The organism is Streptomyces sp. NPDC060232, from assembly GCF_042726555.1.
GTDB lineage: Bacteria > Actinomycetota > Actinomycetes > Streptomycetales > Streptomycetaceae > Streptomyces.
Genome location: NZ_JBHXAG010000014.1, coordinates 169,654 through 188,632 on the forward strand (window position 1 = coordinate 169,654; position 18,979 = coordinate 188,632).

At 73.5% G+C, this 18,979-nt stretch carries 13 protein-coding genes; 8 read left to right on the forward strand and 5 right to left on the reverse strand.

The annotated features are described in order from the left end of the window. Positions 1-59 precede the first annotated feature (59 nt). From ACFWFZ_RS21595 to ACFWFZ_RS21610, 4 genes are read left to right on the forward strand one after another with little or no spacing between them, the layout of a single operon-like run. Positions 60-1,622 (forward strand): TIGR02677 family protein, encoded by a 1,563-nt coding sequence (locus tag ACFWFZ_RS21595; RefSeq protein WP_387124411.1) that lies wholly within the window; start codon positions 60-62, stop codon positions 1,620-1,622. Then, on the forward strand, positions 1,619-2,869 hold the full coding sequence (locus ACFWFZ_RS21600; RefSeq protein ID WP_387124412.1) for a TIGR02678 family protein: 1,251 nt from the start codon (positions 1,619-1,621) through the stop codon (positions 2,867-2,869). Before ACFWFZ_RS21595 ends, ACFWFZ_RS21600 begins: the two co-directional genes overlap by 4 nt. After that, positions 2,866-7,029: a TIGR02680 family protein gene (locus tag ACFWFZ_RS21605; RefSeq protein ID WP_387124413.1), complete on the forward strand. Its 4,164-nt coding sequence runs from the start codon at positions 2,866-2,868 to the stop codon at positions 7,027-7,029. Before ACFWFZ_RS21600 ends, ACFWFZ_RS21605 begins: the two co-directional genes overlap by 4 nt. Further along, complete coding sequence (locus ACFWFZ_RS21610; RefSeq protein ID WP_387124414.1) at positions 7,026-8,300, forward strand: TIGR02679 family protein; 1,275 nt, start codon at positions 7,026-7,028, stop codon at positions 8,298-8,300. The genes ACFWFZ_RS21605 and ACFWFZ_RS21610 overlap by 4 nt, the downstream gene beginning before the upstream one ends. Positions 8,301-8,483: 183 nt before the next feature. Here ACFWFZ_RS21610 and ACFWFZ_RS21615 read toward each other — a convergent pair whose 3' ends face one another. Further along, entirely contained in the window at positions 8,484-8,747 is a 264-nt protein-coding gene (locus ACFWFZ_RS21615; RefSeq protein ID WP_387124415.1) for a hypothetical protein, read from the reverse strand. 209 nt (positions 8,748-8,956) lie between these two features. Between ACFWFZ_RS21615 and ACFWFZ_RS21620 the strand changes: the two genes are divergently transcribed. The 3 genes from ACFWFZ_RS21620 to ACFWFZ_RS21630 all read left to right on the forward strand — a co-directional run bounded on the left by ACFWFZ_RS21620 (position 8,957) and on the right by ACFWFZ_RS21630 (position 11,752). Further along, the gene (locus tag ACFWFZ_RS21620; protein WP_387124416.1) at positions 8,957-9,466 is read left to right on the forward strand and encodes a hypothetical protein; all 510 of its coding nucleotides are present in this window, start codon (positions 8,957-8,959) and stop codon (positions 9,464-9,466) included. Positions 9,467-9,533: 67 nt separating this feature from the next. Continuing rightward, positions 9,534-11,105: an SPFH domain-containing protein gene (locus tag ACFWFZ_RS21625; RefSeq protein ID WP_387124417.1), complete on the forward strand. Its 1,572-nt coding sequence runs from the start codon at positions 9,534-9,536 to the stop codon at positions 11,103-11,105. A 146-nt stretch (positions 11,106-11,251) separates the two neighbouring features. Continuing rightward, positions 11,252-11,752, forward strand: a complete 501-nt coding sequence (locus ACFWFZ_RS21630; RefSeq protein ID WP_387124418.1) for a hypothetical protein — start codon at positions 11,252-11,254, stop codon at positions 11,750-11,752. Between the two features lie 65 nt (positions 11,753-11,817). On the opposite strand, the gene ACFWFZ_RS21635 is transcribed toward ACFWFZ_RS21630, so the two are convergent. Continuing rightward, positions 11,818-12,273 carry an Lrp/AsnC family transcriptional regulator gene (locus ACFWFZ_RS21635; protein ID WP_030028234.1) on the reverse strand — a complete coding sequence of 152 codons (456 nt, stop codon included), beginning with the start codon at positions 12,271-12,273 and terminating at the stop codon, positions 11,818-11,820. Between the two features lie 133 nt (positions 12,274-12,406). Between ACFWFZ_RS21635 and ACFWFZ_RS21640 the strand changes: the two genes are divergently transcribed. Next, the gene (locus ACFWFZ_RS21640; RefSeq protein WP_387124419.1) at positions 12,407-13,408 is read left to right on the forward strand and encodes an asparaginase; all 1,002 of its coding nucleotides are present in this window, start codon (positions 12,407-12,409) and stop codon (positions 13,406-13,408) included. Between the two features lie 219 nt (positions 13,409-13,627). Here the strand turns inward: ACFWFZ_RS21640 and meaB are convergent, their stop codons facing one another. From meaB to ACFWFZ_RS21655, 3 genes are read right to left on the reverse strand one after another with little or no spacing between them, the layout of a single operon-like run. Then, positions 13,628-14,617 carry a methylmalonyl Co-A mutase-associated GTPase MeaB gene (gene meaB / locus ACFWFZ_RS21645; RefSeq protein ID WP_387124420.1) on the reverse strand — a complete coding sequence of 330 codons (990 nt, stop codon included), beginning with the start codon at positions 14,615-14,617 and terminating at the stop codon, positions 13,628-13,630. 10 nt (positions 14,618-14,627) lie between these two features. Further along, positions 14,628-16,814, reverse strand: coding sequence for a methylmalonyl-CoA mutase (gene scpA, locus ACFWFZ_RS21650; protein WP_387124421.1), 2,187 nt, complete (start codon positions 16,812-16,814; stop codon positions 14,628-14,630). Further along, on the reverse strand, positions 16,811-18,676 hold the full coding sequence (locus ACFWFZ_RS21655) for a methylmalonyl-CoA mutase family protein (protein ID WP_387124422.1): 1,866 nt from the start codon (positions 18,674-18,676) through the stop codon (positions 16,811-16,813). Before ACFWFZ_RS21655 ends, scpA begins: the two co-directional genes overlap by 4 nt. Between the last annotated feature and the right edge of the window lie 303 nt (positions 18,677-18,979).

Genomic DNA, 18,979 nt, shown 5'->3' on the forward strand with positions numbered 1-18,979 from the left:
TCGGCCAAGTACCGAAGTCCCTGCCGATCATGGACGCGGCTCCAGGAGGATGGCGGGCAATGGACACGACTTCTCCGCAGGCGGACGGGCAGCCCGACGGGTACGGGCCCTTCGCGCATCTCACCGCTCCGAACGTGCTGCTCTACCGGGCGGTGATGCGGGCCTTCCTCGTCGCCAAGGAGCGGTTCGCCGTGCACCTGCGGCCCGAGGACGTGTACGCGGGGCTGGCCCCCGCGGCACGTCCGACCGAGCTCGACGCCGTGGTCAAGGCGCTCGACAGCCTGGTGGGGTGGGGAAACCTGCGGGCCGATCCGGACACCGGGCGGGTCACCGCCGTCGAGGACTTCTACCGCAAGCGCTTCATCTACCAGCTCACGCGGGCGGGCGAGGCTGCGGAGGAGGCCCTGTCCGCCTACGACGAGGCGCTCGGGCGGCGGGGCGCGCTGCAGGCCGTCGCGCTGCACGACATCGTGACGCAGCTGCGGGCGCTGCTCGTGCTGGCCGCCGAGGAGGAGCCGGATCCGGCCAAGACGCATCTGGCGCCGGACGGGCTCGCGAGTCGTTTCGGTGCGCTCGCCGACAATGCGCGGGCCTTCATGGGCTCCCTCCAGCGGACCATCGACCTCCACGACGTGGGGGAGGAGGTCTTCCTCGCCTACAAGGACCAGCTCATCCAGTACCTGGAGCGGTTCATCCAGGACCTGATCACCCTGGGCGGGCGCATCGCCAGGCTGATCCTGGAGTTGGAGGAGGGCGGGAGCATCGAGCTCCTGTTGCGGGCCGCGGCCGCCCGTGAGGCGGCGGACGCCACCCCGCAGGAGGCGGCGTACGCGGGGCAGGCCGCGTACGAGCGGTGGGCCGGCCGCTGGGCGGGCCTCGCGGCCTGGTTCCTCAGCAGGGACGGCCGGGAGTCGCAGGCCAGGCTGCTACGCGGCCGGGCGCTGGGCGCGATCCCGCAACTGCTGGCCGTCGTACGGTCGCTGAACGAGCGGCGGGCCGGGCGTTCCGACCGCTCGGCCGACTTCCGCACCCTTGCCCGCTGGTTCGCCGAGGCGCCCGACGACGACGCCCGGCACCGGCTGTGGCGTACCGCCTTCGGCCTGTACCCGGCTCGGCACCTCACCGTCGACCCCGAGACACTGGCCGCCCGCCACGCCCGCCCCGAGCCCGCCGGCACGCCGTGGGCCGATGCCGCGCCGCTGCGGATCAGCCCGCAGCTGCGCCGCACGGGCAGCTACGAGCGGCGCGGCAAACCCCGGAAGGTCGAGGACCGGCAGGAAGCCCGCAGACTGCTCGCCGAGACGGCCGCCAAACAGGCCACCGAGACCGCCGCCGCCCGGGCCCGGCTCGTCACCCACGGCATCACGAGGCTGTCCGGGCTCGGAGAACTCGACCCCCTCAGCTTCCGCCTCTTCCTGCAGCTTCTCGGCGACGCGGTGGCCACGTGGCGGCCCGGGATGACGCACACCGTGGCCACCAGCGGCGACGGTTCCATGGAGATCCGGCTCACGGCACCGGCCGACGGGGCCACGGCCGAGGTCCGCACACCCCACGGGACCTTCCGCGGCCCCGACCACACCATCGAAATCGTCGACCTCACCGAAGGAGGGGGCGGAGCGTGATCACGACCCCGCTCGCCGAAGTACTCGACGGGCAGCACGCCGCCGAGCGGCGCAAGGCCGCCCGCGCCCTCCTGAAGCAGCCCCTGCTGCTCGCACACGGCGCGCACGCCGACGAGTTCCGCCTCGTCCGGCGCCACGCGCCTGAGCTGCGCGAATGGTTCGACCGCAACACCGGTTGGTCCCTCCAGGTGGACGCCGAGAGCGCCCGCCTGGGCAAGATCCCCGGTGCGTCGGCCGACGCCACCCATCCCGCGCGCGAAGTCACCCGCAGCGCCGCCCCCTTCAGCCGCCGCCGGTACGTCCTGCTCTGCCTCGCCCTCGCCGCTCTCGAACGCGGTGAGGCGCAGATCGCGCTGGGCCGCCTCGCCGACCAGATCGTCCTGGACGCCAAGGACCCCCAGCTGGCCGCGGCGGGGATCCAGTTCACGCTGGACCGCCGGGACGAGCGGCTCGACCTGGCCGCCGTCGTACGGCTCCTGCTCCACCTCGGAGTCGTGCGGCGCGTCGCCGGGGACGAGGAGGCGTACGTCAGTGGAGCGGGCGACGTCCTGTACGACGTCGAACGGCGGGTGCTCGCGGGCCTGCTCGCCACCCGGCGCGGCCCCTCCACCGTCCGCGCCGAGACGCTGGAGGCCCGGCTCACCGAGCTCGGCGCGGAAACGGCCCTCGACAGCGACGAACTGCGCTTCCGCGCCATGCGCCGCTCGCTGACCCGGCGGCTGCTCGACGACCCCGTCCTCTACTACGACGAGCTGACCGATGCCGAGCTCGGCTACCTCACGCGTCAGCGCGGCTTCCTCACCGCCCGCATCAACGAACTGACCGGGCTGGTCGCCGAGGTGCGGGCCGAAGGCATCGCGATGGTCGATCCCGACGACGACCTCACGGACGTTCGCATGCCGGAATCAGGGACCCGCGGCCACATCACCCTCCTGCTCGCCGAATACCTCACGGCCGTCGCAGGTGTGGTCGTCCCCCTGGCCGACCTTGAGCGCCGAGTGGCCGAACTGGCAGCCGAGCACGCCGGATTCTGGTCCAAATCGGCCCGTGAGCCGGGAGCCGAGGGCGAACTGGTCGAGCAGGCCGTCGCCCGGCTCACCGCTCTCGGCCTCGCCACACGCACCGCCGACGGCGTCATGCCGCGCCCCGCACTCGCCCGCTACGCGGTCGGCGAGACCGTCGTACTCGAACCCCGTACAGCCGGCGCCACGCAGGTGCCGGCGCAGCGAAAGGCGTACGTGTCGTGACCCCCCGTCCCGCACTCCCCGCCCCCGAGCGACCCCGCTGGCAGCCCCTGCGCATCGGCCTCGTCGACCTCTTCCACTACGACGTGGAGGAGTTCCACTTCCGCGACGGCAGACTGCTGCTCCGGGGGAACAACGGCACCGGCAAGTCCAAGGTGCTGGCCCTGACGCTGCCCTTCCTCCTCGACGGGGACCTCAGCGCCCGCCGAGTGGAGCCGGACGGGGACGCCGGCAAGCGGATGGAGTGGAACCTCCTGCTCGGCGGCGAACACCCGCACTCCGAACGCCTCGGCTACACCTGGGTGGAATTCGGCCGCCGCGACGAGGTGAGCGGTGAGGAGCAGTTCCGTACGCTCCTGTGCGGACTCAAGGCCGTCAGCGGGCGCGGCATCGCCCGGCACTGGTGGGCGGTGACCGGTCAGCGCATCGACCACCGGCCGGCCGACGCCCGCGCGGACGGGTCACTGAGCCTGCTCGATGCCACCGGCACCGTCCTGTCCCGGGACCGGCTCATCGAGGCGGTCGCCGGACGCGGAATGGTCCACGACCAGGCCAAGGCCTACCGCCGGGCCGTCGACGAGGCGCTGTTCGGCCTCGGGGAGCAGCGCTACGCGGCCCTCGTGGACCTGCTCATCCAGCTGCGCCAGCCCCAACTGTCCAAGCGCCCCAACGAGGCCGCCCTCTCCCGCGCCCTCACCGAGGCCCTTCCACCCATGGACCAGGCTGTCATCGCGGACGTGGCCGAGGCCTTCCGGTCCCTGGACGAGGAGAAGGAGGAGCTGCGGGCGGCCGCGGCCGCCGAACGGGCGGCCTCCACGTTCCTCGACCACTACCGGCGCTACGCCCGCACCGCCTCCCGCCGCCGCGCCCGCCTCCCGCGCAGCGAACACTCGAAGTACGAGCAGCTGCTGCGCGACCTCGCCGAGGCACAGGCCGAGAAGACCGCGGCGCAGGAGGACCGGGTGGCCGCGCAGGAGAGCGTCGCCGCGCTCACCGAGACCCGGGCGAGGCTGGAGGCGGCCGACGCGGCCTTGCGCGAGGGCCCGGAGATGCGCAGCGCCCGCGAACTGGAGCGGGCAGCACAGACATTGGAGCGCGCGGAGAGCGACAGTGCCCGCGCGCGCGACGACCGGGAGAGGGCGTCCCTGCAGCACACCAGGGCACTGGGCCGCCTCGGTGCCGCGGAGAACCGGCTCAGGGCCGCACGGGAGCTGGCCGCGGACACGCGCCGACGGGCCCGGGAGACGGCTGCGGCAGCCCGGCTGAACCTCCCCGAGGACGAGGGACAGGCGGTCGCTGACCTCCGGACCGCGGTGGCCGAAGCCACCGACCGCAGGCACCGCACCCTCACACACGTGGAGGCGCTCGCCGACCAGGCCGAGGCGGCGGCGGCCGCGCGCCGGGCCGCCGTACTGCGGCTCGACGAGACGGAGAGCGAGCTGGCGCAGGCCGCAGGGGCGCTGGACACGGCCAAGGACACCGCGCAGGCCGCCGGACGGGCTCTGGTCGACGCCGTACGCGAGCACGCGGCCCGGTGCGGGGAGCTGGCGTACGCCGACCCGTCCGGACTTCTGGACGAGCTCCAGGAGTGGACCCGGCACCAGGACGGCCCGTACCCGGCGCGCCGTCGCGCCTCGGAAGCACACAGCGCCACCGCGGCGGTCCTCGCCGACCAGGCGGCGCGATCAGCACAACACCGAGCCGGCCTGGCCGCCCGGATCCGCGATGGCGAACAGGAACTCTCCGGGCTGGAGTCCGGCGGCCGGCGCGGGCCGCAGGCCCCGTACACCCGGACCCCCGGCCTGCGGGACCAGGCGCCCGGTGCCCCTCTGTGGCGGCTGGTCGACTTCCGGGAAGAGGTCCCGGAGCACGACCGCGCCGGGCTGGAGGCGGCCCTGGAGGCGTCCGGGCTGCTGGACGCGTGGGTGCGCCCCGACGGAGCGGCCCTCGCCGCAGACGGCCATGACGTACTCCTCTCCCCGGACACCGGGCCCGTCGAGGGGGCATCGCTCGCCGGCGTACTGCGCCCGGCCGTGGACCACGGCGACGCGCAGGCCGCACAGGTCGGTGTGGAGACGGTGGGACGGGTGCTGGAGGCGATCGGCCTCGGCGGACTGTCCGGGAACGCGGCCGCGCCGACCGGCGGCGTACCGGGCGCCGACCCCGCGGGCACCGGGCCGACGGGCCGCACCTGGGTCGCGGCCGACGGACGCCACCGCGTCGGCGTGCTCACCGGCCGATGGGCCAAACCGGCCGCCGAGTACATCGGAGAGGGCGCCCGGGAAGCCGCGAGGCGGTCGCGGATCGCAACCCTGCGGGCGGAACTGTCGATCCTCCAGCAGCAGTCGGCCGACGCCGACGCGCAGGCGCGGGCGCTGGCCAACCGCCGCCGTACGCTCGACACCGAGCTGGCCGCCGTGCCCGACGACGCGCCCCTGATCCGGGCGCACGCCGACACCGCGGCTGCCGCCGACACCGTGCGCCGCACCAGGACCCGGCGCGACGAACGGGCCGCCGAGGTGACGGCCGCGACCGAGCGGGCCGAGTCGGCCACCGCCGAACTCCAGCAGACCGCAGCGGATCTGGGGCTGCCACCGGACCGGCCGGCGCTGGCCGCGGTACGGCGGGCCCTCGCCGAACTCGAAGTCGTCCTCGCGGGCCTCTGGCCCGCGCTGCGTGAGCGGAGCGAGGCGTCCCGGCAGGCGGACGACGAACGCGAAGAGGCGCTCCGGGCACAGGAGCGGACCGCCGAACTCGCCGTACGTGCGGAGGAGGCCGTGCGGGAGGCGGCAGCCGCCGACGAGCGGCTGTCCACGCTGCGCTCGACAGTCGGCGCCGCCGTGGCAGAGCTGGAGCGGCTGCTCGCGGAGACCGCAGAGGCCCTGCGCCGCTGCGCTGCCGACCAGCAGCGCTCCCGGAAGCAGCATACGGAGGCGGACCGGCGGGTCAGCCGGGCCGAGGGCCGCATCGAAGAACTGGAGAAGGCCGTCGCCGAAGCCGCCGCGGCCCGCTCCGACGCCATCGCCGCCCTCCAGCGCTTCACCGCCACCGGCCTGATCGCCGTCGCACTTCCCGACCTCGCCGTACCGGCGGCGGCCGACGCCCCGTGGGCGGCCACCCCGGCGATCGCGCTGGCCCGGGCCCTCGAATCGGAGCTGTCGACGACCGACGACTCGGACGGAGCCTGGGAACGCGTACAGCGGCGTGTGAGCGAGGAGTTCAAGACCCTCCAGGACGCACTGTCGCGGCACGGAAACACCGCCTCGGCGCGCATGGTCGAGGACGGGATGATCGTCGATGTCGTCTACCAGGGGCGCGAGCGATCCGTGCCCGACCTCGCCGAGGCTCTCGCGGTCGAGGTCGGAGAACTGACCCGCATCCTCTCCGCGCACGAGCGTGAGATCCTCGAAACCCACCTCATCACCGAGGTGGCCGGCACCCTGCAGGAGCTGATCGCAGCCGCCGAACGGCAGGTGCTCGCCATGAACGTCGAGCTGGATGAACGGCCCACTTCCACCGGCATGAGGCTGCGCCTGGTGTGGCGGCCCTCCCACAAGGCCCCTGTCGGGCTTGCCCAGGCCCGTGGCCGTCTGCTCCAGACCGCTGATGCCTGGACTGCCGAGGACCGGGCCGCTGTCGGCGAGTTCCTGCAGACGCAGATCGCCCGCCAGCAGACCGAGGACGCGGCGGGCAGCTGGCTGGAGCACCTCTCCGCCGCCCTCGACTACCGTTCCTGGCACGAGTTCGCCGTGGAGCGCCAGCAGCACGGGCGGTGGGTGCCCGCCACGGGGCCCGCGTCCGGAGGAGAACGTGTCCTGGCCGTGTCGGTTCCCCTGTTCGCCGCCGCCTCCTCGCACTACGCGAGTGCGAGCAGCCCGTACGCACCACGCCTGGTGACCCTGGACGAGGCCTTCGCGGGCGTCGACGACGACTCGCGTGCCAAGTGCCTCGGACTCCTGCACGCGTTCGACCTGGATGTGGTCATGACCAGCGAGCGGGAGTGGGCCTGCTATCCGCAGGTACCGGGCATCGCCATCGCCCAGCTCGCCCGGATCGACGAGGTGGCCGCTGTCCTGGTCACCCGCTGGGAATGGGACGGCACGGCCCGCGAGCGCCGCGAGGACCCGGTGCGCCCGGCCCAGCCGGAGCCCCTGTGGGTGTGACCGGTCCGCCGGTGGACGAGGCGCGCCTGCGCCGCCTGCTCGGCGGCGCCGACCTGGCCTGGCTGCTGGAGCGGGTACGCCGACGGATGGAGCGCGGGCAGCCGCTCACCGGGGCCGTCTCGCTGGCAGCGCCGAGCCCGGCCGAGCGGGCAGCGGCCGAGAGACTGCTGGGCCGGACACCGGGCGCCGGCAGGGCGTTGACGGTTCGGCTCGATGCCGTGGACGCCGTGCTGGTCAGATCGGGCATCAGCCCGGACGGCCTGGAGGCGGCCGTGACGGTGCTCACCGGGCCGGTCGTGCCTGCCGACGAGGTCCGCCGGAGCGAGGACCAGGCCTGGAGGGAGGCGTACGAGCCCCTCATCCTGCTGGCCGAAGACCGTCCCGCGTACGCCGCCTGGACGGTGCGGGTTCGTGAGGACGGCCTCGCGCGCCGCCTCGCCCGTACTCCTGCCGCCGCCCGTGGGCTGTTGGAACAGACCGTCCGCGTACTGCGGGAGCTGCCTGTCGAACCGTCGCGGTCGCTTGCGGTGTTCGCCGCAGACGTTCTGGGCAGTGCCCACGCGCTCGACGACGGCACCCCGGTCGCCACCCTCGCTCTCTCCGGCGCCCGCGCCCTGACCGGTCACCCCGAGGGAGCGGGAGCGGCCTGGCGGCGGGCTGCATGGGCTTCTGCGGGCCTGCTCCGGGACGACGTCTCCTCGACGGTGCTCACCCTGAACCTCCGTGGGACGCCGGCCCAGGACTGGATGGCCGACGCGGGTGAGCCGTGCGTTCTCACCCTCCGGCAGCTCGCGCACCGTCCGCCGGATGCGGCACCGGCTGTCGTCCACATCTGTGAGAATCCCGCAGTCCTGTCGGCCGCGGCCGACCGGCACGGTCCGGATGCCCGACCGCTGATCTGTGTCCAGGGCCAGCCGTCGGCAGCCGCTCTGGCCCTCCTCGCCCGTCTGCACGGACTCGGTGCGGCCTTCCGCTACCACGGAGACTTCGACTGGGGCGGTCTGCGCATCGCCACGACGCTGTCGGGGCACGTGCCCTGGCGGCCCTGGCGCTACACCGCCGACGACTACCGTGCGGCGGTAGCGGGCGCAGGCCCCGGCCTGCGCCCGCTGGACGGGAAACCGGCGCCGTCGCCATGGGATCCGGACCTGGCACTCGCTCTGGGCGAGCACGCCCTGCGCGTCGAGGAGGAGGCGGTGTTGGATGTGCTGCTGACGGACCTCCACCGGGGAGCGGATGGCCAGGTTCGATGCCCCGGGACGAGGCCATGACCGGTCGGTGACGGGGCTGTTCCTGCGGCGTTCCGGCCCGAGCACGCCCCGTGGTTCCCGACGCCGGCTCCTTCCGGAGGCATGCGTCGCCGCAGCGGTCGAGGTCGAGGACCGCAGTGTGGAGAAGGGGTGACTGAGGCCGAGCGGCACATCCGGCCAGATCGGGCGGCGGCGTCCCCCCCGCTACCTGTCGCGCCCGTGCGAGTTCGTGGCGTACGCCGCCAGGAGGGCGGCCAGGCATGCCCAGACCAGGCCCTGGCCGCCGGCGAGCAGCCAGCCCAGGGTGCCGAGCGCGAGCATGACGACCGCGCCGGCCGCCAGGGCTCGCCGGTCCTTGAGGAACGCCCACCGGGCCCGGCCCCGGCCGGGTTCCCGCAGCTCCTCGACCGCCGCCCGGATCACCAGGGCCGCCAGCACGATGGCGGCGAGGAGCAGTGTCGCTTCCACCGGGTCCTCCTGTCGGTGTCCGGCCGTGCGGCGCCCGCGCGCCGGTGGCTGACGGGGGTACCGCCCGCGTCGGCCGGAACAAGCTGTACAAGCAGTGTGCGTCAAAGAGGCGTAAAGATTGCCGACGGCAGGCAATGTGCGCCAGGGCGCTTCGCGGGCAGTCTGTCGGTGTCCGGCGGAAAGCGGCGGCCAGACGGGGGAGGTGTCCGATGGGCTGGTTTCTGGGGCTCGGCATCGGGGGGATCGTGGTGCTGGCCGCCGCGCTGGTGTTCGACGGGGTGCTGGAGGGGGTTTTCGACGGCGCCCTGGACGGACTGTTCGACGGGTGGCTGTCGCTTCCGGTGGTCGCGGGCTTCGTCTCGATGCTCGGTTTCACGGGGGCGATCGTGCTCGGGTCCACGGGACTCGGGCCGGGAGCGGCGGCCGCCGCCGGGACCGTGGCCGGAGCGGCAGCGGGCTGGGCGACGTACCGCCTGAGCCGGGCCCTGCTCCGTGACGGCAGCGGACGCGCCCCGCAGCGGGCGGACCTGGTCGGCGTCGCCGGACGCGTGGTGACCGCCATACCGCACGGCGGCTACGGCGAGGTGCTGCTGTCGCTGGCGGGGCAGCCGGTGAAGTACGCCGCGACCGCCGATGCCCCGCTGGAGCGCGGGGCCGAGATCTGGGTGACGGCGACCCCGTCGGACACCTCGGTCGCAGTCCGCGCCATCGAGCGCTGACGAACCGATTCTTCCGCTTCGTTTCCATCACCGATCTGCCCCCTCGGGGAGGCAGAGGGGAACCATCATGAGTCCAGTTGCCGCCGCAGCCATCGGGGTCGTCGTACTCCTGGTCCTGCTGGCCCTCGTCGTCGTCACCCGGTACAAGGTGGCCGGCCCCAGCGAGGCGTTCATCATCACGGGCCGCCGCGGGAAGGAGTCCACCGACCCGGCCACCGGGCAGGTCTTCACCGACAACAGCGGCCAGAAGGTCGTGGTCGGCGGCGGCGTGTTCGTCGTCCCGTTCGTCCAGCAGCGCTACAGCCTGGACCTGTCCAGCCGGCACATCCCCGTCGCGGTGCGGGGCGCGGTCACCCTGCGCGGCATCAAGGCCAACCTCGAAGGCGTGGCCATCGTCAAGGTCGGCGGGACCGAGGACGCCATCAGGGCCGCCGCCCAGCGCTTCCTGCAGCAGCAGGACGGGATCGTCGGCTTCACCCAGGAGGTGCTCTCCGGCGCGCTGCGGGCGATCGTCGGCCGGATGTCGGTGGAGGACGTCATCCGCGACCGGGCCGCCTTCGCCGGGCAGGTCGCGGAGGAGGCGGAGGCCAGCCTCTCCGGGCAGGGCCTGGTCCTGGACGCCTTCCAGATCCAGGACATCACCACCGAGGGCTCGTACCTGGAGGACCTGGGCCGCCCCGAGGCCGCCCGCGCCCGGCAGGAGGCCGACATCGCGGAGGCCAACGCCCGGCGGGCCGCGGAGCAGGCACGGCTCAAGGCGGAGGAGGAGATCGCGCTCGCGCAGCGCACGCTCTACCTGCGCCAGGCGGAGATCAAGGCCGAGACCGACGCGGCCGCCGCCCGGGCGAGCGCGGCCGGTCCGCTCGCCGACGCCGACCGGCAGCAGCAGATCCTCACAGAGCAGGAGAAGGTGGCCGAACGCCAGGCCGCGCTGACGGACCGGCAGCTCGACACGCAGGTACGCAAGCCCGCCGACGCCAGGCGGTACGAGGCCGAGCAGCAGGCGGAGGCCCAGCGCATCGCCCGGGTCAAGCAGGCGGAGGGCGAGCGCCTGGCCGCCATCGCCGCCGCCGAGGCGGAGGCCGAGCGGGCGCGCCTGACCGGTGAGGGCGAGAAGCAGCGCCGCCAGGCGCTGGCGGAGGCGGAGGCCATCGAGGGCGCCAAGCGCGGCGAGGCCGAGCGGGCACGCCGCGCCGCCATCGCCGAGGCCGTTCGCCTGGAAGGCGACGCCGAGGCCGCGGCCATCGCCGCCAAGGGCGCGGCGGAGGCCGACGCCATGCACAAGCGGGCCGACGCCTTCGAGAAGTACGGGGACGCGGCCGTGATCCAGATGATGGTGGAGGCCCTGCCCCAGGTCGTCGCCAAGGCGGCCGAGCCACTGGGTGCCATCGACCGGATGACCGTCATCTCCACCGACGGCGCTTCCAAGCTCTCCCGCACGGTCACCGACAACGTGGCCCAGGGCATGGAGCTACTGGGCTCCGCCACCGGGATCGACCTCGGCGCGATGCTCCGCGGCCTGGCCGTGGACCGGGCCGGGAAGACGGGCGAGATGACGGGCGAGAAGGCGGGCGAGATGGCGGGCGACACGGGAGCGGCCCCCGTCCCCGTGAACGGCTCGATCCCCATCACTGACTGACCGCCGGGGCCGTACCGGAGGTCCGGTCCGGTACGGCCGTCCGACGGCGGCGGCAGCGGTCGCCCGACGCCGACCGGCGGCCGGCATCCGTTCAACCGCCGACAATGGGGGGATCTCCCACGTACGGACAAAGCTAGGAACGGTTGATGGAAGCGTACGCGTACCCGCCCGCCGAGGACCCGCTGTTCGGGACGGTCACCGTCGAACTCGACCACGGGGCGGGGACACTCGTCGTGGACGGCGACGGGGTGCCCAGGGTCGAGGTGCGGCGGGTCGGCGATGCGGCGGCGGAGAGCCATGTGCCGATCGGGACGCGGGACCCCGAACGGCTGGTGATGGAAATCGCCGGAACAGGGGTGGAGTTGAGGCCCGCCAAGGGCTTCCTGACGCGCCGGTCCTACCGGGTCGGCGTCGGCGAGCACCGGTTCGTTCCCGTCTCGCTCGACGGAAGCCGGCTGTCGCGGGGCGGTGTGGCTCTGGCGGTCTTCGTGTCGACCGGCGACGGGCGGGTGACCGCGCAGTGGCAGGACGGGCGGCCGGAGGCCTACGACGCGGCCGTCGGGTACGCGCTCGCCGCGGCGTTCGGCACCGGCGCCGAGCCCATGTGGAAGCTCACCCTGGACGCGGTACTGGAGTTGTGGCCCTGAAGACCGAAAGGTCCCGACGGGACGACCGTGGTGGACGGGCGGATACGGGGCTGCTCGCCGCCCGGTCAGCGGTCCACCGGCAGGCCCGTCGGCTCCTTGATGCGCTTCATGATGATCTGCGAGTTGACCTCGGTGATGCCGGTGAGGGCGGTCAGCTTCTCGATCCACAGCCGCTCGTACGCGCGCAGGTCCGCGACCGCGATCCGCAGCAGGCAGCCGGGACTGCCGAAGAGGCGATAGGCCTCGATCACGTCGGGGATGTCCTGCAGGGCGGCCTCGAAGGCCTCGACCGCCTCGCGGTCACGGCGCACCTCGACCGAGACGAGCACCTCGAAGCCCCGCTCGACCGCCTCGGGGTCGATCACCGCCCGGTAGCCCTGGATCACCCCGTCCTGCTCCAGCTGGCGCACGCGGCGCATGCACGGGGAGGGGGTCAGCCCCACGCGCTGGGCGAGCTCCTGGTTGCTCAGCCGCCCGTCGGCCTGGAGCTCGCGCAAGATATCGCGGTCAATGGCATCCATGGCGCAATTATCGCCCACGACGTCTCGGACACCCCGGCGGAAGACGCAACCATATTGCGCACAGATCGCTCTACCATTGCTGCTTTGAGTCAAATGTACGAGTGAGCGCGAGTGAGAAGGGCGGCCACGCAGCATGGGACGGATCGTCGTCATCAGCACCGGCGGCACGATAGCCAGCCGCTGGCAGGGTTCCGGCTTCGCCGCGGACGCCGACGGGAGCGAGGTCATCGCCACGGCGCCGCTGCCCGAGGGCATGACCGTCGACGTCGTCGACCTGTTCAGCGTGAACAGCCCCCGCCTCACCACGGCCCATCAGCTCACCCTCCTGCGCACCGTGCACGAGGTGCTCGCCGACCCCGGCGTCGACGGCATCGTCGTCACCCACGGAACCGACACCCTGGAGGAGTCGGCGTTCCTCGTCGACCTCCACCACCACGACCCGCGCCCCGTGGTCTTCACCGGCTCGCAGCGCCCCATGGGCACCGCCGACGGCGACGGCCCCGGCAACCTGTACGACGCGCTGCTCACCGCCGCCACCACCCGCGACCTCGGCGTCCTGATCGCCTTCGCCGGCCGCGTGCACGCCGCACGCGGCACCGTGAAGACGCAGGCCGTGGACCTGGACGCGTTCGCGGACCCCTCCATGGACCTGCTCGGGAAGGTCGGCTTCGGCAAGGCCACCATCCTGCGCACCCCCGCCCGCCCGGCCGCGCTCCCGCTGCCCGCGATGCCCGAACTCCCGCCGCGCGTCGACGTCGTGATGCACCACGCCGACGCCGACCCGGTACTCCTGAACGCCGCCGTCGAGGCCGGCGCCCGCGGCATCGTCCTCATCGGAACCGGCGCGGGCAACGCCACCCCGGAGATCGTCGAAGCGGTCCGCGCCGCCGTCGCGCGCGGGGTGCTGGTCGCCCTGACCACCCGTGTCATGGCCGGACCGGTCACCGAGATCTACACCCACGGCGGCGCCGTCGACCTGGTCGCGGCCGGCGCCGTCCCGACGGGCACCCTGCGCGCCGGCCAGGCCCGCATCGCGGTCCTGGCCGCGCTCCTCGCCACCGACGACACCGCCGAACAGGCCCGCATCCTCCGCGAGTCCCTGACCCCGGCCGCCCCGGTACTGGTCGGGGCCTAGGTCCTGTCTGGAGTTCCGGCGCGGGAGAAGGAGCGGCGTCCGGTGCCGTCGGATCCAAGGCGGAGGAGGGAGTCGACGCGGAGCGTCGGCGACTGACGACAACGCCGGAAGCGGCGGTGCCGGACGCCGCAACGCCGCGGGGGAACTCCAGACAGGACCTAACCGCCACGGCGACCGGGCGGCACCCGCGACCCGCGGGTACCTCCCGGTCGCACGCCGTCAGTTCCCCGGGTTCCCGAAGGCCGCCAGGATGCGGTCCGCCGCCGACGTCGGGGTGACCGAGCCCGCCCGGACCGCGGCCTCCAGCTCCGGCGCGAGGTCGCGTACCGCCGGGTCCGCCCGCAGGCGCTCCAGCAGTTCGTCGCGGACCATCGACCAGGTCCACTCCACCTGCTGGGCCGCCCGCTTCGCCGCCAGCCGGCCCCCCGCCTCCAGCAGGGTGCGGTGCTGCTCCAGGCGGTTCCACACCTCGTCCAGCCCCGTCGACTCCCGCGCACTGCACGTCAGCACCGGCGGCGTCCACGCCGCGTCCACCGGGTGCATCAGCCTCAGCGCGCCCGACAGTTCACGGGCCGCGGCCTTCGCGTCGCGCTCGTGCGGGCCGTCCGCCTTGTTCACCGCCAGGACGTCGGCCAGCTCCAGGACACCCTTCTTGATGCCCTGCAACTGGTCGCCCGTACGGGCCAGGGACAGCAGGAGGAAGGAGTCGACCATCCCCGCCACCGTGGTCTCCGACTGGCCCACGCCGACCGTCTCGACGAGGACCACGTCGTAGCCCGCCGCCTCCATCACGATCATCGACTCGCGGGTGGCCTTGGCGACCCCGCCCAGCGTGCCCGCCGACGGCGACGGCCGCACGAACGCCGCCGGGTCCACCGACAGCCGCTCCATCCGGGTCTTGTCACCCAGGATGGAGCCGCCCGTACGCGTCGACGACGGGTCCACCGCGAGCACCGCCACCCGGTGGCCGAGCCCCGTCAGCATCGTGCCGAACGCGTCGATGAAGGTGGACTTGCCCACCCCCGGCACCCCGCTGATGCCGATCCGGCGCGCCCGGCCCGAGTGCGGCAGCAGCTCCGTCAACAGGCCCTGCGCCAGCGCCCGGTGAGCAGGCAGGGTGGACTCGACGAGAGTGATCGCGCGCGCGATGAACGCGCGCTTCCCGTCGAGCACCCCCTTCGCGTAGGCCTCGATGTCGATCTTCGGCACCGGCGCCCGCCTACAGCTCGTGGCCCAGGTCCGCGGCCAGCCGCGTCACCAGGTCGTGGGCCGCGTCCGGGATGACCGTTCCGGGCGGGAACACCGCCGTCGCGCCCATCTCCAGCAGCGTCGGGACATCGGCGGGCGGGATCACCCCACCCACGACGATCATGATGTCCTCGCGGCCCTCCTCCGCCAGCTGCTCGCGCAGCGCCGGTACGAGGGTCAGGTGGCCGGCCGCCAGCGACGAGACGCCCACCACGTGGACGTCCGCCTCGACGGCCTGGCGGGCCACCTCCGCCGGGGTCTGGAACAGCGGGCCGACGTCCACGTCGAAGCCCAGGTCGGCGAACGCGGTCGCGATCACCTTCTGGCCGCGGTCGTGCCCGTCCTGGCCCATCTTGGCCACCAGGATGCGCGGACGGCGTCCCTCCGCCTCCTCGAACCGGTCCACCAGCGCACGGGTGCGCTCCACCGACGGGGACTCGCCTGCTTCGCTGCGGTACACGCCCGCGATCGTACGGATCTGGCTCGCGTGCCGTCCGTACACCTTCTCCAGTGCGTCCGAGATCTCACCCACGGTCGCCTTGGCGCGCGCCGCGTCCACCGCCAGGGCCAGCAGATTGCCGTCGCCGCGCTCGGCGGCGTTCGTCAGCGCCCGCAGGGTGTCCTGCGTGACCGCCTCGTCGCGCTCCTCGCGCAGCCGCCGCAGCTTGGCGATCTGCTGGGCGCGCACCGAGGAGTTGTCGACCTTGAGGACGTCGATCGCCTCGTCGCTGTCCACACGGTACTTGTTGACGCCGATCACCGGCTGCCGGCCCGAGTCGATCCGCGCCTGGGTACGCGCCGCGGCCTCCTCCACGCGCAGCTTCGGGATGCCCGCGTCGATGGCCTGCGCCATGCCGCCGGCCGCCTCGACCTCCTCGATGTGCTGCCAGGCCCGCCGCGCCAGGTCGTAGGTCAGCTTCTCGACGTACGAGCTGCCGCCCCACGGGTCGATCGACCGGCAGGTCCCCGACTCCTGCTGGAGCAGCAGCTGGGTGTTGCGGGCGATGCGCGCCGAGAAGTCCGTCGGCAGCGCGAGCGCCTCGTCGAGGGCGTTGGTGTGCAGCGACTGGGTGTGCCCCTGCGTCGCCGCCATCGCCTCGATGCAGGTGCGCGTCACGTTGTTGAAGACGTCCTGAGCGGTCAGCGACCAGCCGGAGGTCTGCGAATGCGTGCGCAGCGACAGCGACTTGGCGTTCTTCGGGTCGAACTGCTTGACCAGGCGCGCCCACAGCAGGCGGGCCGCGCGCAGCTTCGCGACCTCCATGAAGAAGTTCATGCCGATCGCCCAGAAGAACGACAGGCGCGGCGCGAACGCGTCCACGTCCAGTCCGACGGCCTGCCCGGCCCGCAGGTACTCCACGCCGTCCGCGAGGGTGTACGCCAGCTCCAGGTCGGCCGTGGCCCCGGCCTCCTGGATGTGGTAGCCGGAGATGGAGATCGAGTTGTACCGCGGCATCTTCTGCGAGGTGAACGCGAAGATGTCGGAGATGATCCGCATCGAGGGCCCCGGCGGATAGATGTAGGTGTTGCGGACCATGAACTCCTTGAGGATGTCGTTCTGGATGGTCCCGGCGAGCTTGTCGGGGGAGACGCCCTGCTCCTCCGCCGCCACGATGTACAGCGCGAGGACCGGCAGCACCGCGCCGTTCATCGTCATCGACACCGACATCCTGTCCAGCGGGATCCCGTCGAACAGCTGCCGCATGTCGTAGATCGAGTCGATCGCCACGCCCGCCATGCCGACATCGCCGGTGACGCGCGGGTGGTCGCTGTCGTAGCCGCGGTGCGTCGGCAGGTCGAAGGCCACCGACAGGCCCTTCTGGCCGGACGCCAGGTTGCGCCGGTAGAAGGCGTTCGACTCCTCGGCCGTGGAGAAGCCGGCGTACTGCCGGATCGTCCAGGGCTGGTTCACGTACATCGTCGGGTACGGGCCGCGCAGGTACGGGGCCACACCCGGGTACGTCCGCAGGAAGTCCAGGCCCTCCACGTCCCGCCCGGTGTAGAGCGGCTTGACGCCGATGCCCTCGGGCGTCTCCCACAGCAGGTCGGCTGCCGCGGTGCCGGCGGACTCCTTCACCGAGGAGCGCCACTGCTCCTCGGTCACCTTGCAGACCGCGGTCGGGTCGAGCGCCAGCTCGGAGAAATCGGGGATGCTCACGCGGGCACTCCCATCCGGTCGAGTACGGAGGACAGCACGGCGACGGCGTCACAGCCGGCGAAGACGTACTCGTCCACGGAAGCCTCTGCGGTGCCCGGCCGGCCGGCGAGGAAGACGGTCGTGGCGCCCGCGGCGCGCACCGCCGCGGCCACCGCCGCGGCCTGCTCCTCGTACAGCGCGTCGCTGGAGCAGAGCACGGCCATGCCGTCGGCGCCGCTCGCGGCGTACGCCTCGGCCGCCGTCGCCGGGTCCACCGACACCGGGTCGTGCACGGGCTCGACACCGCCCGCCTGGAACAGGTTCGAGGCGAAGGTGGCGCGCGCGGTGTGCGCGGCCGCCGGGCCCAGCGCGGCGAGGAAGATCCTCGGCCGGGCGCCGGTCGCCGCCAGGTGCGCGTCGCTGCGGGAACGCAGGGCCTCGTACGCCTCGTCGCGCCGTACGCGCGGCAGTCCGCCGGAGGGGGCGGCGGGCGCGGCCTCGCGCACGACCGGCTTCTCCGACAGCAGCGGGAACTCGCTGACACCGGTGATCGGTTCGCGGCGCTTGGCCAGCTTCTTGGAACGCTCCGCCCAGGTGGCGGCGAGGCGTTCGGCGACCAGCCCGGAGCGCAGGGCGGCGGCCAGGCCGCCGGCCTTCTCCAGGGTCTGGAAGAACTCCCAGGCGGCGTGGGCGAGTTCGTCGGTGAGGCGCTCGACGTAGTACGAGCCGCCGGCCGGGTCGATCACCCGGGCCAGGTGTGACTCCTCCAGCAGGATGGTGGAGGTGTTGCGGGCGATGCGGCGCGCGAAGGCGTCCGGCAGGCCCAGCTCGCTGTCGAAGGGGAGCACGGTGACCGAGTCGGCGCCGCCGACGCCCGCGGCCATGCAGGCCACGGTGGTGCGCAGCATGTTCACCCACGGGTCGCGGCGGGTCATCATCACCGGCGAGGTCACGGCGTGCTGGAGCTGGGCACCGGCCTCCAGGGCCCCCGAGGCCTCGGCGATCCGCGCCCACAGCCGGCGCGCCGCGCGGAACTTGGCGATGGTGAGGAACTGGTCCGCCGTGGCGGCGTAGCGGAACTCCAGCTGCCCGAGCGCGGCTTCGACGCCCAGCCCACCTGCGGAGAGGGCGCGCAGGTAGGCGACGCCGGCGGCCAGCGACAGCCCCAGCTCCTCGGCGGCGCTGCCGCCGGCCTCGTGGTACGGCAGGGCGTCCACGGTCAGGGCGCGCACCCCCGGCAGGCCGGTGGCGGCCTCCCGGGCCAGCTCCACGGCGGCGGCCGGGTCCAGCGCTTCGCCGGTGCGGGCCTCGTGGCCCAGCGGGTCGGCGCCCAGGGAGGCCCGCACGGCCTCCGGAGCCACCGAACGCCCGGCGTACAGGTCCAGCAGGGCGCGGGCGGCCTCGGCGTAGTCGGCGCCGGCGTCCAGGGCGATCGGGGCGAGGTCCAGGTAGACGCCGTCCAGGGCGCGGGCGAGACCGTCGGCCGGGATGCCGCCGCGGCCCACGGTGAGCCAGAGGGAGGTGGCCCCGTTCTCCAGGTCGGCGAGGGCCGCCTCGTTCAGGCGCTGCGGATCGGTGCCCGCGAGGCGCTGGCGCACGTCCCAGCCGTTCGCGGTGGTGCCTTCCGGCCTGCCTCCGCGGACGAAGGGGGCGAAGCCGGGAAAACCGGTGTCGGGCACCGTCCCGTCGGGCGGCGCGGTGTACAGCGGGCGGGTGGTGAGCCCGTCCTCGAGTGGGGTGGACAGTGCATCTTCTGCGGCCTCGCCGGATGCTTCCTTGCCCGACTTGCGCAGTACGCCTTCTACAAGGCGCTGCCACTGCTCATGCGTCGCGTCAGGGAACTCGGCGGCCAGGGAGAGCCCGTCGTCAGGCAGGACCGTCATGGCTCGAATGTAGGGGAGCGCGCTCAGGTGGCACCATACCGGCGGGTGTGATCTCCCCCTCTCGGAGCGTACCGGGCGGGTCCCGGACCACCCGGCTGAGCAGCACGGTTGCGGCGGCCTCCGGGAGCCCGACCGGACCGGCGCGCGGGACCACGGTCCGGTCGGGGCCGTCGCGGAGGTGCGGGAGCGCCGGCCCGGCGCCCTGGCGCTCCCGCGGGTGTCCCCTGGTCCAGGACGCTCGCCGGCCCGGTCACGACCACGGCCGCCGGATTGCAGACATCCGACAGAAGGGACACCGCACGG

Excerpts from the sequence above, each read along its gene's own strand:
- ACFWFZ_RS21595 (WP_387124411.1), top strand. The coding sequence starts at position 60 with ATGGACACGACTTCTCCGCAGGCGGACGGGCAGCCCGACGGGTACGGG.
- ACFWFZ_RS21620 (WP_387124416.1), top strand. The coding sequence starts at position 8,957 with ATGGGCTGGTTTCTGGGGCTCGGCATCGGGGGGATCGTGGTGCTGGCC.
- ACFWFZ_RS21625 (WP_387124417.1), top strand. The coding sequence starts at position 9,534 with ATGAGTCCAGTTGCCGCCGCAGCCATCGGGGTCGTCGTACTCCTGGTC.
- ACFWFZ_RS21630 (WP_387124418.1), top strand. The coding sequence starts at position 11,252 with ATGGAAGCGTACGCGTACCCGCCCGCCGAGGACCCGCTGTTCGGGACG.
- ACFWFZ_RS21635 (WP_030028234.1), bottom strand. The coding sequence starts at position 12,273 with ATGGATGCCATTGACCGCGATATCTTGCGCGAGCTCCAGGCCGACGGG.
- ACFWFZ_RS21640 (WP_387124419.1), top strand. The coding sequence starts at position 12,407 with ATGGGACGGATCGTCGTCATCAGCACCGGCGGCACGATAGCCAGCCGC.
- ACFWFZ_RS21655 (WP_387124422.1), bottom strand. The coding sequence starts at position 18,676 with ATGACGGTCCTGCCTGACGACGGGCTCTCCCTGGCCGCCGAGTTCCCT.